The sequence below is a fragment of the Roseofilum sp. Guam genome, assembly GCF_017746735.1.
GTDB lineage: Bacteria > Cyanobacteriota > Cyanobacteriia > Cyanobacteriales > Desertifilaceae > Roseofilum > Roseofilum reptotaenium.
Genome location: NZ_JAGHZN010000046.1, coordinates 24,419 through 40,532 on the forward strand (window position 1 = coordinate 24,419; position 16,114 = coordinate 40,532).

General features: G+C 43.7%; 10 protein-coding genes and 1 CRISPR repeat array. Of the genes, 3 read left to right on the forward strand and 7 right to left on the reverse strand.

The window, feature by feature from the left end:
* Positions 1-8 precede the first annotated feature (8 nt).
* The gene (locus J7529_RS17760) at positions 9-350 is read right to left on the reverse strand and encodes a winged helix-turn-helix transcriptional regulator (RefSeq protein WP_271940009.1); all 342 of its coding nucleotides are present in this window, start codon (positions 348-350) and stop codon (positions 9-11) included.
* A 101-nt stretch (positions 351-451) separates the two neighbouring features.
* Between J7529_RS17760 and J7529_RS17765 the strand changes: the two genes are divergently transcribed.
* Together J7529_RS17765 and J7529_RS17770 are read left to right on the forward strand one after the other, a co-directional pair.
* Complete coding sequence (locus tag J7529_RS17765) at positions 452-1,177, forward strand: pirin family protein (RefSeq protein ID WP_271940008.1); 726 nt, start codon at positions 452-454, stop codon at positions 1,175-1,177.
* 318 nt (positions 1,178-1,495) lie between these two features.
* The gene (locus tag J7529_RS17770) at positions 1,496-2,080 is read left to right on the forward strand and encodes an NAD(P)H-dependent oxidoreductase (protein WP_318730080.1); all 585 of its coding nucleotides are present in this window, start codon (positions 1,496-1,498) and stop codon (positions 2,078-2,080) included.
* Between the two features lie 34 nt (positions 2,081-2,114).
* Here the strand turns inward: J7529_RS17770 and J7529_RS17775 are convergent, their stop codons facing one another.
* The 5 genes from J7529_RS17775 to J7529_RS17795 form a co-directional block, all read right to left on the reverse strand.
* Positions 2,115-3,920, reverse strand: coding sequence for a zinc ribbon domain-containing protein (locus J7529_RS17775; RefSeq protein ID WP_318730081.1), 1,806 nt, complete (start codon positions 3,918-3,920; stop codon positions 2,115-2,117).
* 445 nt (positions 3,921-4,365) lie between these two features.
* Positions 4,366-6,165: a CRISPR direct-repeat array (repeat unit 37 nt; unit sequence GTTTCAATCCACAGCAATCTCTATTAGATTTTGAAAC).
* A gap of 9 nt (positions 6,166-6,174) precedes the next feature.
* Positions 6,175-6,615, reverse strand: a complete 441-nt coding sequence (locus J7529_RS17780) for a Crp/Fnr family transcriptional regulator (protein WP_271940006.1) — start codon at positions 6,613-6,615, stop codon at positions 6,175-6,177.
* Positions 6,616-6,618: 3 nt separating this feature from the next.
* Positions 6,619-9,351 carry a hybrid sensor histidine kinase/response regulator gene (locus J7529_RS17785; RefSeq protein ID WP_318730082.1) on the reverse strand — a complete coding sequence of 911 codons (2,733 nt, stop codon included), beginning with the start codon at positions 9,349-9,351 and terminating at the stop codon, positions 6,619-6,621.
* 144 nt (positions 9,352-9,495) lie between these two features.
* On the reverse strand, positions 9,496-12,681 hold the full coding sequence (locus J7529_RS17790; RefSeq protein WP_318730083.1) for a HEAT repeat domain-containing protein: 3,186 nt from the start codon (positions 12,679-12,681) through the stop codon (positions 9,496-9,498).
* A gap of 20 nt (positions 12,682-12,701) precedes the next feature.
* Positions 12,702-14,309 (reverse strand): bifunctional metallophosphatase/5'-nucleotidase, encoded by a 1,608-nt coding sequence (locus J7529_RS17795; protein WP_318730084.1) that lies wholly within the window; start codon positions 14,307-14,309, stop codon positions 12,702-12,704.
* Positions 14,310-14,424: 115 nt separating this feature from the next.
* Here J7529_RS17795 and J7529_RS17800 point away from each other — a divergent pair, with 115 nt between their 5' ends.
* Positions 14,425-15,315, forward strand: a complete 891-nt coding sequence (locus tag J7529_RS17800; protein WP_318730085.1) for a PhzF family phenazine biosynthesis protein — start codon at positions 14,425-14,427, stop codon at positions 15,313-15,315.
* Between the two features lie 244 nt (positions 15,316-15,559).
* Here the strand turns inward: J7529_RS17800 and J7529_RS17805 are convergent, their stop codons facing one another.
* Complete coding sequence (locus J7529_RS17805) at positions 15,560-15,997, reverse strand: winged helix-turn-helix domain-containing protein (RefSeq protein WP_318730086.1); 438 nt, start codon at positions 15,995-15,997, stop codon at positions 15,560-15,562.
* Positions 15,998-16,114: the final 117 nt, after the last annotated feature.

Consider the following 16,114-nt stretch of genomic DNA (forward strand, 5'->3'; position numbering starts at 1 on the left):
GGAATGGATTAACCTTTACCGCGCGAAGCGTTGTATTGAATCGCCCAATTGTGCATCGCAGTCAAGACTGGCTCTAAGCTGCGTCCAGTGGGAGTGAGGGAATACTCCACTTTAGGGGGCACTTGAGAGTAAACAACGCGATCGATGAGTCCATCCTGTTCCATTTCTCGCAGTTGTTGAGTCAGCATTTTCTGCGTTACTCCAGAAATTGCCCGTTGCAGTTCCCCAAAGCGTTTCACCCCAGAGAAAAGTTCGCGCAAAATCAGAACTTTCCACCGTCCCCCAATCACTTTGATCGTGGTTTCTACGGCGCAGGTTAGGCGAGTTGAGGACTCAATTGGACTGTGCATCGTTACTTTTTGGGTACTATGGCACTTTGAAGTACCGTCTTTACAGGCTCAGTTGAGCTGAACTAAACTAATGATTAAGAGTTGAGCTGGGTCTTTCTGTTATGGTTAACGCACCCTTAAAAACACCACAAATTGTGCTTCGTAAATCCTCAGAACGAGGACAGGCAAACCATGGATGGTTAAAGTCGAATCATACCTTTTCATTTGCCGGTTATTACGATCCAAAATATCAAGGCTTTCGCCATCTTTTAGTGATTAATGAAGACCGAATTCAAGGCGGTTCTGGATTTGGAACCCATCCGCACCGAGATATGGAAATCATTTCTTATGTAATTAACGGTGCGTTAGAACATAAAGATAGCATGGGCAATGGGTCGGTGATTAATCCCGGAGATGTCCAGATTATGAGCGCTGGAACCGGAGTAACCCATAGCGAGTATAACCATTCTCAAGAGGATACGACCCATTTTTTACAAATCTGGATTGCACCGAATCAAAAAGGTCTGAAGCCAGGCTATCAACAAGAGTATTTTAGTCCAGAATCGAAACAAAATCAACTGCGATTGTTAGTTTCTCCCGATGGTGAGGGCGGTTCAGTGGTGATTCATCAAGAGGCAAAAATATTTGCGTCGATTTTAGATCCACAGGTGCAGGTCTCTTATAATTTTGCGCCAGAGCGTTATGGATGGATACAAATGATTCGCGGGAAACTATCCGTCAATGGTATGGTATTAGAAACGGGAGATGGAGCCGCGATCGCCAACCTCCAAACCTTAAATTTACAAGCGGAAGAATCCTCGGAATTTCTGCTCTTTGATTTAGCTTAGTTGCTGTTACAGCGCTTCGCGCGGTAATAGGTAATAGGAAAATCATTTTTCACGCTATAATGCCCTGAGTAAGTTTGAGGATTGAACTTCAATTTTACTTGTCCCAGGGTGATAGAAGAGGGATAGCGTTTCTTTCTTCTATGAGGTACAGCTTGAAGCCTTAGAAACTAAGCCATACAAGCTATTGCAAAGCAAGCCTAGCGCGAAGCACTATATATGCCTCTCCTGCTTTGGGAGAAGCGCTCCCTTCGACTCCGCTCAGGGCGCGCTGGGAGATAAATGAAACGGTTTAAAACTCATTTTCTCACTCAATTAATCATGTCCAACTCCACTAAAATCCTGGCCTTTGCTGGCAGCGCTCGCCAGGACTCTTTCCATAAAAAACTGGTGAAAATCGCTGCTCAAGGAGCTACTGATGCGGGGGCAGAAGTTACGTTTATTGATTTGCGTGATTACCCGATGCCCATTTATGACCAGGATTTACAAGAACAGGACGGATTTCCGCAGTCCGTTTTAGCCTTGAAGCAGTTCTTCAAATCTCACAACGGTTTGTTAATTGCCTCTCCAGAATACAATAGCTCCATTAGCGGGTTATTGAAAAATACCATCGATTGGCTCTCTCGTTCGGAACCGGATGAATCCCCTTTAGCGCTCAGTTGTTTTCGGGGTAAAGTGGCCGCAATTATGAGCACCTCCCCTGGAGGATTAGGCGGTTTAAGGGGATTGGTGCATTTACGAGCAATTTTGGAGAATATTGGCGTAATTGTTTTACCAGATCAAAAGACGATTCCAAATGCATTTGAACAGTTTGATAGTCAAGGACAACTGAAGGAGCAAAGGCAACAGGAGTCGGTACAAGCAGTGGGAAAAAAGTTGGCTGAATTAGCGATGAAATTGCAATAGGTAATGGTAAGGTCGCAAGATTTTTTGCCCCTACTTATGATTTTTTGCGCGTTTTTTTGATCTTTTGTTTAATGGTTTTCTGTAGACTGGGTTCACGTCCAATCTTGGCAATCAGTGCAGAAGAGTTAACATCTCGATCGCCCTCATACCCACACTGGGTACAATGATAGACGGGCTTGCTGATGTCCATTTCTGGGTCATAGGCTAGGCATTTACAGCAGATACGGGATAAAGGTAGGTCAGCAGCGAACTTGATGCGCTGGGTAGACTTGCCAAATTCTTGGGTTTTCTTGTCGATTAAGTCAATCTGTTGACCGATCGCCGCGTCTCGATTACTCTTATTTTGTCCTGTAACGGCCGATGCTTGATTTTTGTCAAATCCGCTCCCGTCTTCTTTCGCTTTGGCTTTTGCCTTTCCCACTTTCTTCTGTAGTCCATCCTCTACAGCAATACCCGACGAATAGGTGGTTAAATAGGAAGCAATGCGGTATTGATGCGATCGCCGTCTGCGTTTCGTTTTTTCGTGGATACGTTTAATTTTCTGTTTGCACTCCTTCACCCCTTGGGAGTCTCCGCACTGTTTCCAGCGCAAGCGTTGGATAGTACTGGCGTTTAAATCAACGCCAATATGGGCGCATAAATCCTCAACCGTGCGGCAAGTTTTGAGAATATCCGCATCCCCTTCCGAGACATAATCCAAGAGATTAGTGTCCGGATGATGAATCCAGAGAATCAGACGACGGTAGAGCTTCTCGTCCAGTTTCTGCTGTGCTTTTGCCAGTTGCTCTTGGGACTCTCGATAAAACCGGGGTTTACTGATTTGTTGACTGCGGGTTTCTCCCCCCTCATTCACCCAACTCACCGAGCAATAATTCTCCTCTTTCCATCCCCAATCGATGCCGGCATATCCCCTCGGTTCAACCTTTCGCACTCGTCGGGGCGTTTCTTCGCGGGTGAGTTGCACGAAAAAACCCGATGCTTTCTCCACAATTTGCATAATTTTCACCCGACTCTTTCCCCAGCGTTTATCGAGTCCAGGTAGGTGGACATCCCCAAAACCAGGAATTTTCAGCACATCGCTCCCAATAGCACGGACAGCATCAGCCGATTGGGGTTTCTTCCCTCCCGCGTTGGGGTTGGGGTGGCGAATGGTATTCACTGGGGTGTTCGTTCCTTTGAATTTCGGCTTACCTCGGCGTAGGGATTCTTTACTGTAACGGTCTTTGACATATTTATCCCAAGCGCCCCCTAGTTGTTCGAGTAATCCCATCCGATACTTTTGTTGCACGTTGAGGATTAATTGACGGTCTAAGTCTTTGAGCAAATCGGGGGTAATAATTGTTGGATCTTGTAAATCTCTGGCTCTGGCAAGGATACCTAAACCTCGTTTGGAGTCCTTCATGGCTGAATTGCTAATTAGACCCGGGTTATGGTCTCGTTGGATGGGACAGGAGTAGCCATATCCCCTAACCCATCCAGAGGCTTTAACCTCGGCGCGGGTAAACACATGATCTTTATCAGCCATTCTCTGGTGGCCAGCTTTTGTAGTAGCTGTGGGGTAGGCTTGGCAAGCAGCGACAATCCACCGAGAGCGCCTGTCAAGGACGGGGGAATGGGCGACCCAGGTTTTTGAGAGGTCATCCTTGACTTGGTGACGGACGAGGGTACATTTGGAGACATAAGTTTTAGACACCTTGTCATAGTGCCAATTTTCATCAGCGTTGATCAGTTGCCCTAGGGCAAAATTCCATAGCCGCCTCAAGCCTTCCTGGTATTCACGGATGATGGCGATCTGGTCGGATGTAAAATTGGCCTTGAATTCACTAACTTTACAGATCATTAAGCGTGGTTGAAATTTGCGTTTTGGTGGTATAGTAAATCCTAACATCTTACGATGTTCCCTGGTTTCGAGGGATACGGCGGTGTAGCTTCGGCAGCCGCAATCTGCTGGTGAGATCAACCAGCGATTTCTAATAGAGATTAGTTATTCATGAACCTTGAAAACTGAATATTCGGATTGCCCTCTAATTCACCGCAATCTCTATTCGCTTTTGGAAGAATTCCGACACGGGGTAGATGTTAAGTTGAAGTGATTCCGAGATAGGCTACAGCCCCGATCCCGATTGACTTCTAAGGACTCAACTGCTCAATCGACCGTCGGCCCTTATGCAGTCAGGGTTTCAGCGATTTTGGCAGGATCGAGGTCTCTCATTCAGCCATCTTTGGGGTTCAGTGTCGGAAACTGAGTGTCAAAGCTATGGCTGATAAGGATTCTACAGCAAGCGGTTTCAATCCACAGCAATCTCTATTAGATTTTGAAACGAATCAACTCCTAATGTGGAGTGAACGATATAAGCAGAATGTTTCAATCCACAGCAATCTCTATTAGATTTTGAAACAACCCGATCCGACTACTTAACGCCTGATGACAAGAAGTTTCAATCCACAGCAATCTCTATTAGATTTTGAAACTCTTGTAAGCAAGTGGGGCTAACCACCTACATTTACGTTTCAATCCACAGCAATCTCTATTAGATTTTGAAACCTCGGTAAATGGTTCCGAATTTCCGGATTTTCTGGTTTCAATCCACAGCAATCTCTATTAGATTTTGAAACAGGCTAATGGAAAATGGGAGAGAAAAAACAAGCAGGTTTCAATCCACAGCAATCTCTATTAGATTTTGAAACTGGAAGCTTTCTTCTGCTTCTAGCTCTTCGGCTTCGTACCGTTTCAATCCACAGCAATCTCTATTAGATTTTGAAACATGGCGGGAACCATCATCACAATTCGACGCAACATCCAAGTTTCAATCCACAGCAATCTCTATTAGATTTTGAAACTCCCCCGACTCCATCATTCAAGGAAATTGTAGTTGGATCAGTTTCAATCCACAGCAATCTCTATTAGATTTTGAAACTGCCAAACTGGGCATGGATTTTTTGGATACATTAGTTTCAATCCACAGCAATCTCTATTAGATTTTGAAACTATTGTGAGACCATCGCAGCTTTATTGATTCACGTTTCAATCCACAGCAATCTCTATTAGATTTTGAAACCTGTGTTTTTGTGGCGCGAGACTTGCTGAAGGATGGATTCAGTTTCAATCCACAGCAATCTCTATTAGATTTTGAAACAGATTCTGATTCTAGTTGGATTGGATGAAAGATAGTTTCAATCCACAGCAATCTCTATTAGATTTTGAAACGGCAAGATAGGAGTTCGCCGTCATGAAATCGGTGGGTTTCAATCCACAGCAATCTCTATTAGATTTTGAAACAAAACTTCAGTTGGTTTAGCATTAGGGCAAAACCAAGTTTCAATCCACAGCAATCTCTATTAGATTTTGAAACGCATTAAAAGGTGTTTTTAATGACAAAGATAGTCGGTTTCAATCCACAGCAATCTCTATTAGATTTTGAAACGGAGCATCAAACCTTCTCTTTTTCTGCCAATCGCGAAATTCGTTTCAATCCACAGCAATCTCTATTAGATTTTGAAACGCTGGGCAGGCGGGTCAGTCGATTTTGTTTATTGCCCATGTTTCAATCCACAGCAATCTCTATTAGATTTTGAAACTTACCTTTAAAGTCTTTTCCTATCAGCGAGGGTTTCAATCCACAGCAATCTCTATTAGATTTTGAAACTCAAAGATTTTATAGAGGCTTGCGGAAAGAGCAAGTTTCAATCCACAGCAATCTCTATTAGATTTTGAAACACCACAGGGGTTCAGTTTTATGAATCACTGCTATCTAGTTTCAATCCACAGCAATCTCTATTAGATTTTGAAACGTTTTGACCAAGGATTTGTGGAGGCGGCTAAAACAGTTTCAATCCACAGCAATCTCTATTAGATTTTGAAACTACGTTGTCCGAAACGACTATCTCAAAATTGAGGAGTTTCAATCCACAGCAATCTCTATTAGATTTTGAAACATCTCGACAAATAACCGACTCTCATTAGCCGATGACACCAGTTTCAATCCACAGCAATCTCTATTAGATTTTGAAACCGGCAAATTGGGGCCCACCTTTCTGGCAAACAAGAGTTTCAATCCACAGCAATCTCTATTAGATTTTGAAACTTGAAACTACTAATGATTAACCTCTTGCATCCATTGTTGATAAACAACCTGCTGTAACGTTTGACTAAAATCGCGACAAATAGAGATCAAAATCTGTGGACGTTGGTAACCTAGACTAATTAAACGTTTCTTAGCAATTTTGAACAATTGACAGTCAGTTTTAGCCACAAATTGCAATTGTGAAGGTGAGTCGTCAAAGAGGTCAAGATAGCCAAAACTAGAACCAGAGGAAATTTCCTTAATGGGGATTAACTGGTCTTCAGAGCGCTTAGAAGAGGTCACTGTCCCCGATCCAACAATATAACAAGCATTCATCACTTTACCTGCGGGGAGGATGATTTCATTTTCTAAAAACTGTTCTTGGACTAATTCTTGGGAGATTAAAATGAGTTCGTCTAAGCTCAGGCTTTGGAAGAGGGAGAGATTTTGTAAGAGGACAATGGGATTCATACATTAAGAGGTTTTGTTATTTGAAGTTTGCTCTAGGGTTGAGGAATCTAAAGACTGCTCAATTAATCGGACGATCGCCATATCTTGAAAATTAGTAACTAAGACCAAAATCCGATTTGCAAAACTCCGATAGCGCTCATCCTGTTCCAAGGGTTGCGCTAAGGCTTCAATCTCCGCAATATCGCCAATTTTTGCGGCTTGATAAATTTGTTCTAAAATATGCCGGGGTGGGAGCAGTTTTTCACAATCATCACTGACGGCTGACTGTTCAGGCTCAGGGGAAATTATATCCTCATAAATCCACTCAAGTTTTAAATACCTTTGCAAACATTGAAATAACTGTTGAAGCTCCACAGGCTTTTGAATAAAATCCTGACAACCGACTTCTAAACTGTTTTCTTGATCTTTAGCTAAAACACTGGCTGAAGAAGCAATAATAATTGTGTCTTTAAACTGGGACAGGGTACGCAATTTACGCACCATTTCAAATCCATCTAAAACTGGCATGACTAAATCAGTAATGATTAAATCCGGTTGAAAACCAATCGCCTGCTGAAATCCATCTTCCCCGTGTTCTGCCTCTTGACATTCAAATCCTAAGGAGGTTAACACCGTGACTAAGATTTCACGGTTGACTGATTTATCGTCCACAATTAATATCTTATAGCGATCGCCTCGATAACCGATTATTTGTCCAATTTGGCTCACTGTATCCGTTTCTACCCATTCCGAAGCAATGGGTAATTCAACCTCAAAGTAAAAGGTACTGCCTTCTCCAGGTTTACTGATCACTTGAATTTCACTCCCCATCAAACGAACAATTTTCTGGGAGATGGTTAACCCTAAACCGGTTCCTTCAGCTTGTTGTATTTTATTCCCCACTTGTTCAAACGGCAAGAAGATTTTACGTACTTGTTCAGCAGTCATGCCCACCCCAGTGTCTTGCACCGTAAACCTGAACAGTCTTTTATTGGAGTCTGCCAAAGGTAAGGCTTCTACCCTCAGTTCCACACCTCCACTATCGGTAAATTTAATTGCATTCCCTAACAGATTAAGCAAGACTTGACGCAATCGTTTTTCATCCATAGTTACGGATGATGGCAAGTCTGGATTTAAGGCAAAATCGAACGTAATCCCTTTGCTTTCTGCGGCAATTCGAGACATTTCGACGACACCAAATAAGAAAGAAGCGAGATGGATATTTTGAGGTCTTAATTCTAGTTTTCGAGCTTCAATTTTGGAGAGATCGAGAATATCGTTAATTAAATTCAGTAAATGGTTTCCCGATTGTTCAATCACTTCTAAACCGCGATCTTGATGCTCCGTATCTTTAGCCTGTTTGAGAATTTGGGTATACCCCAAAATTCCATTTAAGGGTGTGCGTAATTCATGACTCATATTGGCGAGAAATTCGCTTTTAGCTTGGTTGGCAACTTCTGCCGTTTCTTTGGCTTCGGCTAATTGAGCAGTGCGTTCTTTGACTTTTTGTTCTAGGTTATTGAAAGCTGTTTTTAATTGGTGTGCCATGCGGTTGAATGCAGTAGCTAGGGCTTTTAATTCTACGATCGCACCTTCTGACACCTGTTGACCTAAGTCTCCTTTAGACATCGCTTCTGACGATTGTGCCAGATCTAGTATGGGTTTGGTAATCCAGCGAGAGGTATAAATTCCCAGTCCAATGGCGATCGCCAAGGCAAGCAAACACAACCCAATCGTGGTGTAAGTATTGGCATTAATTTCTGCGATAAAATCTTTTTCGGGCATGACAATAACGACCAGCCAATCTAACCCCCATCGATCTTGATAGGGCAAGACTTGAACAAAGTGTCGTTTGCCATTGACTTTGCAAATCAGTTTCTCTAATTGATAGATGTGATTTAAGTCGCCAAACTTTTGCTCTAAAAACTGAGCCGTTAATTGGGTCAACTGATTTTCACTGTTAATGGCTAATAAGCGTTCTAATGTATTTTCTCCCGCATTAACAGAAAATGGATTTTCTCCGGTGGAATTAGCGACTAATAGACCAGAACGCTCTAAAATAAATGCTTGCCCAGTTTTCCCAATTTTTAACTCGCTGAGAAACTGATTAATATCTAATAAAGTAAAATCTGTGGCCACCACCCCGACCAATTCCCCCTCTGGATTGTACACTGGATCTCCAAAGGTTAGGGCAAGTTTGGGACTGGCTAAATAAGTATAAATCTCACTCCAAACCGATTGATGCTTCGTTGCGGGGGCAATGTACCAATCACGAGTCCGGGGATCGTAGTTCGGTGAAATATTCAGGATTTGGGTGGGTTGCCCTTGAGGATCGGTTGCATAGACATGCAGATTATAATCCGTCGTGCGATCGCTATTCCAGATGTTTAAGCTGTGGTCATCCAGCCGTTGGATACCATAAAATTCTCTGTTTTCGTTAGCCACTTGAATAAAACTAATTTGCTCAAATAACCCCATCTTTTTAAAAAAGAATTGAGCTAAATTAGGATCCCGTTCTAGATTAACATGCCCCAGAGCAATGGCATTCAAAATACTCTGATTAACTAAGTAGGGTTTGCCTAAATAGCTATTGAGATGTTGTTCGATTCTCGCCCCAATTTCTGTCTGTAATTGGGTCGCAATATTGCCAACTGCCTTTTGTCCATTGCGGAGGGAGAGCCATCCAGTTAAGCCCACTATGGTACATATTTGTAAGACAAATGGGACAATTAACACCAATCGCAAATGTAACTTCATAATCAAAAGAAGGTCATTATTGACTTAATCAGCAGTTCCTTCCCTCTTCTGTCATCTACACAGTACCAAGTTTTGTATCACAACCCTATTCCCGATTCTCTAGCGCCCAGGGCTATATGTATACTCAGTGACTGTACTGTTATATTAGCTTAGAATTGGAGACTCTAGGGTAATTTCAGTTTCTTCAAGGCTTTGCTTGAGGAAGGCGCTAAAGCGTTTGCAAATTTCCAGAATCATATCGGGTTTTTGGTAAATCAAGTCGAGGAAGCGATCGCTCTCTAATTTGAGTAAAGTACAATCCGTTTCGGCAATCACATCCACCCAAGCAGGATTTTGATTAAACAGTTGGGCTTCTCCAAAATAATCCCCTGAACTTAAAGTGGCTAGAATTTTTTGTCTTCCGCCCATAGTTTTGACAATCTGCGCAGTCCCGGAAGCAAGAATATAGAAATGGTGACGTAGGGAACCTTCGGCTACGATCGCTTCTTGAGGAGCAAAATGTTCTTCGATCAATTCCTGATTAATCAGCAGTAACTCATCCAAGCAAAAGTAACGGAAGAGATCGACGCGGGTGAGGATATAAATCCGTTGCAGGGTTGGATTTTGATGACAGATGAGACTTCCAGCCGGAAATAGGGTTTTTGCTACGTCTTGAACGAGGGGGTCTGGGGTTTTGATCAGGGTTCGGGGAATATCAACCAAGGCCACCATTGCACCGAGTTCTAACCATCGGTCTTGGGACGCAAGGCATTCCAAAATCAGTTTATAGCCTTGGGTTTTCATCCATTGGGCATCGGCATTGATTTCCTGTTCTAGGGATTGACCGCTGGCCCAAGTTTCTAAAAAGGGCAGTAGGGGTTGCACAAATCGACGATAGCGCAGGGAGGCAATAGTTTCTACTGCATTGGCCCGATCGCGTAAATTGTGGGAATGAATCACCTGTTTGAGTGCATCTAGGGTGGCGCTACACCCTAGGGTGGACAGGGAATGGAACACCCGTTCTAAGACGCGCTTTTGATAATCATCAATGGCGATCGCCAAAAGCTTCCACTGGGGACGGTCTGCGGGAAGCTGCTGCAACCATTCCCAACTGCGGCTAAATTGGTGCAATTCGGGCGCTAAATACTCATAAAGGCGGTCTTCAGCCCGGGGTGTGCCCATATATCCCAAGGTCGAGATAGCTGCATCGACGACTTCTGAGTCGGGGGATTCTAGATAAGATTCGACCCAGTGCAGAGCTTTTTCTCCAGCATGGGCTAGGGCTAGGGCTGCTTGCTCGCGCACATGGGGATGGCAATCCATTAAGGCTTGGGCTAAATAGGGGAATAAGTTTTCTTCTGGTGCTTTGCCCAAAATTTCAATGGCAGTTGCTCTCATTTGTGGATCGGAATGACCGAGTTGGGAGGCGACTAACTCCCGAATCTGGGGAGTTTTGTGACATTCTAGGGTGGTCAAATATCGTAGTCCCTGCTGCTGTATTTCCAAGGGAGCATGGCGGATTAGGGGTTCGAGCAGGATCAACAGGTCTGGGTTGCAACTGCGAGCGATAATATGGATGAGATTTCGTTGGCTATAGGAGGGCAAATCAACCGCCCAATCCTCTAAATTGGTTGGTAATGATGTTTTTGAGGTTTGCAGCTCTACCAGGGTGATCAGGGCGCGAATTTCGGCATCTCCCATTGCCCAAAATTGCGATCGCTCAGGTTCGGGAACGGGTTCTTGACATAAAATCAACAGTTCTAAGGCGATCGCCCGTGCTAACTGGTCTGTTGAGTCTAACAAGTTTCGGGTACAAAAGTGTTGATCCTGGGAGGGAATTTGACTCAGAAAGGTAACCACTCCCTGACGCAGTTCGGGATGGGTGTGGGAAAACAGGGTTTTGACTTCCGGTAAAACCTGGCTAGGGTTAGGGAGACGAGTCGCTAATTGTAACCCTAAAAGCTGGGTTTGGCGATCGCCACTGGTGAGCATATTTTTTACTTCCTCTTGATAGGAAGAGGGGAGCGTAACCCATCCGGTTTTGACTCCATCTAAATTCACCAAACCTTCCGTTACCATGGTCATTAAAGAGTCCAGATAACTGCGACCGGTGAAATAACCCACCCCACTATGGATAACACTTAAACCCATACCGAGTAAGGTTGTTGTGGTTAAGCTTCCTAAGTGTTGGGCACTGAGGAGAATCAGACCGCCTAAAACTTGTCCAATGGGGGAAAATAGACCTTCACTAAGAACCCGAAACCGCCCTAGAATTCGGGGAGGAACGGCGTTATAGTTGAGCAATCGCACGGCTTCAGCCATGCCATAATTGAGGGAACGTTGGTTAATATTGATAAAAACCGCCGAGCCTAAACCCGGGGCGAGAAATAAACCGACAAAACTCGCTAAGGTGGTGAGGGGATAAATCAGATTCATGCGTCGCACTCCCATTTTCTGAATTAACCAGGGAGTAACGAGGGACGATAAGCCAAATTCCAATAGACTTAACAAGGCGGCCATTAAAGCCAGGAAACTCGCCAATTGTTGGGCATTGTCTAGGGAGTCGGCGTAGATCGCTGAATATTGATATTCTCCTAACAGGCGCACTAATAAGAGTAAAAACGTATTAGCCGTCAGAAACAGAAGAATGGGATAGCGAGAAATCAGTTGGGGAAATTGGCGCAGGGAGTCTTTTAGGGTTTCTACGTGTTTCTGGGGCTGTTGGTGGAGTTCGTTAACTTCAATATCATTTTGGTCAATTTCAATATAGACCATTTCGGCGATCGCCAACCCATATAATCCGGGCAGTGCGATCGCCAGTACGGAGGGTTCAATCACCTGAAGGGCAATACTGGCGATCGTATTAGCCAGTAAATAGCCTAAACTCGAGGCTAAATTGAGATAGGATGTATAACGCTTGAGTTCTAAAGTTGTAAAGTAATCGGCTACCAGATTCCAAAAACCAATTTTAATCACCAGCACGCTGACGACTTCGGAAAAAATATAAAAGACAAACAGAATATAGAGTCCAGAATCTAACCATCCCAGAATTCTTAATCCCGACATAAATAGTGCACTTCCCAAAAGGAGCAGTTGCAAGAGACGCTTATGGGAAAATCGACCAATAACTTGGGAGAAAAAACCAGAAATAGTGATAATACAAATTGGCGTTAACGTATACAGTAACGGCAGTTTATCCGCCCCTGCCTTAGCTAAAAATAGAGAACGAGCCAGTAAGGACGCTAACCCTTGGGTTCCCACTAGAGTTAAGGCCAGCAGAAGAAAGGCACCCAGTCTTTTCAGTTGATCTTCAGATAAGCCTAGGCGCTTTTTAAGTAGGGATAAAAACATGGGATTGGGAGAACCAAATGTTACGGGTTAACGACAGAGCGATAATGCTCCGCATCGCTGGCGCGATCGCGGATATATTCTATCAGAGAATCGGAGATTAAATATCCCGTATCAACAACATTTTTTCCTTCAGAAAATAAGGTATATCCGTCTCCTCCTTTGAAGAGAAAACTAGAGGTGACTACCCGATAGGTTTTATCCAGCTCCAGAGGACGATAAGCACCATCTACTTGTCGAGTTTGGATACTGAGCATCCGCGAACCCACCGGTAAATCAGATTGCCAATCCAGTTTAAGTCCAGCCACTTGGGGAAAAGAACCATGGAGTTTATCCACTTGACTCACCCCATATTCTAGAAGCTCTTTAATCTGTTTTCCCGTTAAGTCTACTGCAATAATTGTATTGGAAAACGGAAACACTTCTAACACTTCTCCAATGGTGATCTCTCCCGCAGGAATACTCCCTCGAATTCCACCACCATGGGTAATCGCAATTTCGGTTTTTTTACCTGCTGTTTTCGCCAGTAAAGCTTCCCCTAACAGGGTTCCCAGGTTAGTTTCTTCTTGTCGAACATAGGGGCGATCGCCATTGAGTTTAATGGGAGTTTTACCAATCACTTTACTCTTCAGTTGTCGAATCGGTTCAGAAAAAGTTTCTAACAAATTTTGAAGTTCGGTATCATCCGTTATTTCTGCATTCACAGGATGCAGATCCCCTTTCCAGTGTTGTAGATGTCCTTGGCGGTCAAATGTGATATCTAAATCCCCTAGATATTTTCCCCATTCCCAATTGGTAACTACTAAAACCGGCTGACCACTCGGTGTTTTTTCCACGATGGGATAGGGATAAGTTGCATCAGGCATATCCCCGATTCTAGTATGGGAATGCCCCCCAATAATCACATCAATGCCATCCACTTGACGGGCTAATTCCAGATCTTCAGTAATTCCTAAATGAGTCAGGGCAATAATTTTATTAACTCCTTCCTGAGTTAACTCCTCAACTGCCTGTTGAGCTGCTGAAACTGGATCTAAAAACTCAACCCCTTCCCCAACCTCTGCCATGGTTATCGTTTTTGGGGTAGTTAGTCCCAAAACACCTATTTTTTGTCCATTTTTTTTCAGGAAAATCCAGGATTTCACCAATCCAGAAAGGGGAGACATCACATCTATTTTTAGATTAGCTGAAACAATAGGAAAATCACTGCTGTGAATGAATTTTGCTAGAACCTCCTGACCCCGATCAAATTCATGATTGCCTAGAGTCATGGCATCATATTCTAAAGCATTGTAAAATTTACTATCAGCTTGCCCTTGATAGGTATTAAAATAGAGTGTACCTTGGAATACATCACCTGCATCTAAGAGTAACAGGGGTTGATCGGCACGTTTACTTTCTTCTCTGAGTCTGTCAATCAGGGTTTTGCGTTTACAAATTCCCCCCAATGTGCCATTTTCTCCCATCTCTACCGGTTCTAAATGGGCATGATGATCGTTCGTATGTAACAGACGGAGTTCAAATGCGTCCGCACTCCAGAACTGATTACTGACTAGTCCAATAATCACCGCTAGAATAATGCCCAGTAGCACTTGTAGACTTCTTTTCCAATAGACTGAAGTTCGAGCCATGGGTTTGTGGTTTTAGAAGTTTCAATAAGGTATTCCCCTTCTAGGATATCTTAATATTGAATGCCCCTAAAACTTTGATAAACTAAACTTGAATCAATGACTGGCCTGAGATCCTATGCCCTCTGTCCCCTTTTATATTGTTGACGTTTTTGCCGTTAAACCCTACAGCGGCAATCAATTAGCCGTCATCCTCAATGCTGGAGAGCTGACTACGGAAACCATGCAAACAATCGCCAAGGAAATCAACTTTTCAGAAACGACGTTTATTTTAGGCGATCGCCCCGAAAATGGCGGCTACCGAGTTCGCATCTTTACCCCAGTCCAGGAACTCCCCTTTGCGGGACATCCCACCCTAGGAACCGCCTACATTATCCAGAAAGCAATCATTGGCTCGGCCGTCGATCAAGTTATCTTAAATCTACAAGTGGGACAAATTCGGGTCCATTGGCAAACGAAGGATCAAACCTCAGAAATCTTATGGATGAAGCAAAACCCTCCAGAATTTACCACCACCTATCCGAGAGAAGCCCTTGCCCCTATTCTGAGTTTAGAACCGGAAGACATTGACGATCGCTTCCCCATTCAAACCGTCTCTACCGGTATTCCCTTTATTATCGTTCCCCTGAAAACCCAAGCTGCCCTCAAACGATGTCGAATTGAACAATCCTTATATTTTGAATTTATAGAAAATAAACCAGCCAAAGAGATTTTTGTATTTTGTCCCGAAACCCATTACCCCGAAAACACCTTTAGTGCCCGCATGTTTGCTGATTCTTTAGGCATTCCCGAAGATCCAGCCACCGGTAGCGCCAATGGCTGTTTTGCCGGTTATTTAGTGGAACAGAATTATTTAGGAACTCAGGATATTGACGTGCTAGTCGAACAAGGCTATGAAATTAATCGCCCCTCCCTATTACGCCTGAGAGCCAAACGGAACCAGCAGACCATTTCTGTTGAAGTCGGAGGTCAAGTCATCCCCATTGCTAAAGGGGAGTTTTTTCTATAGCCCATCATATCAAGCCCACTTATGGGACCCATTTGGGATCTTAGGAGCATGTCGTTTCAATAGGAGACGGAGAAAGCAAAGGTCAATCTTATATCAAATCCGGTTAATTGGCCACTGTTAGGATTTACAAATCCGACTAACCACAGCCATTCATATTTCCAGTTAACTTTTTCACCTCTTTGAACCCAAATCATCCGATTGACTCGATTTAAGCCAATGCGATGTTCGTCTTCAGCCCATACTTCTACGGATGCATTACTGTATTCCTTTTTAACCTCAGCAACTCTCTGCGCAATTTTTTTTTCCACTGCTGTTGCTCTTCTGGGTCACTGTCTATATGAGCTGGGCGAGGTCTTCTTCTCACATATTCTAGACTTCGTAGGTAATCCCATCCTCTTTGAGGGGCTACTGGTCTATCAAGTAGTTCACTCATCCATTGAGCTACTTTTGACCCATTCCAGAGTCCTCCATCTGGGGGCGCTGATTGTAGCACTGACCAGAGTTGAGCCTGTTGCTCATCGTTGAGTAGTGGAGTGCGGCCGTGATTTTCTTGACGTTTATCTCCTAAACTTTCCGGCCCAAGACGGTTGTATCCTCGCACTAACTCATAAATCCAATGGAGGCTGTATCCTGTGATGGCAGCTACTTCTTTGCTTTTTTTCCCTGTCGCCAGAAGCCACATAATCTGGTAGTGGCTTCTGGCAATTGCTTCCGAAGCACCACGATAGCAGTGATAGAGTTCCTCCGTACTTCAATGAGGAACCAGTTGCAGTTGTCTAGGCATGGTTGGATGATAGCG

Coding starts and splice junctions, on each gene's coding strand:
- J7529_RS17760 (WP_271940009.1), bottom strand. CDS start 350: ATGCACAGTCCAATTGAGTCCTCAACTCGCCTAACCTGCGCCGTAGAA.
- J7529_RS17765 (WP_271940008.1), top strand. CDS start 452: ATGGTTAACGCACCCTTAAAAACACCACAAATTGTGCTTCGTAAATCC.
- J7529_RS17770 (WP_318730080.1), top strand. CDS start 1,496: ATGTCCAACTCCACTAAAATCCTGGCCTTTGCTGGCAGCGCTCGCCAG.
- J7529_RS17775 (WP_318730081.1), bottom strand. CDS start 3,920: ATGATCTGTAAAGTTAGTGAATTCAAGGCCAATTTTACATCCGACCAG.
- J7529_RS17780 (WP_271940006.1), bottom strand. CDS start 6,615: ATGAATCCCATTGTCCTCTTACAAAATCTCTCCCTCTTCCAAAGCCTG.
- J7529_RS17785 (WP_318730082.1), bottom strand. CDS start 9,351: ATGAAGTTACATTTGCGATTGGTGTTAATTGTCCCATTTGTCTTACAA.
- J7529_RS17790 (WP_318730083.1), bottom strand. CDS start 12,681: ATGTTTTTATCCCTACTTAAAAAGCGCCTAGGCTTATCTGAAGATCAA.
- J7529_RS17795 (WP_318730084.1), bottom strand. CDS start 14,309: ATGGCTCGAACTTCAGTCTATTGGAAAAGAAGTCTACAAGTGCTACTG.
- J7529_RS17800 (WP_318730085.1), top strand. CDS start 14,425: ATGCCCTCTGTCCCCTTTTATATTGTTGACGTTTTTGCCGTTAAACCC.
- J7529_RS17805 (WP_318730086.1), bottom strand. CDS start 15,997: ATGTGGCTTCTGGCGACAGGGAAAAAAAGCAAAGAAGTAGCTGCCATC.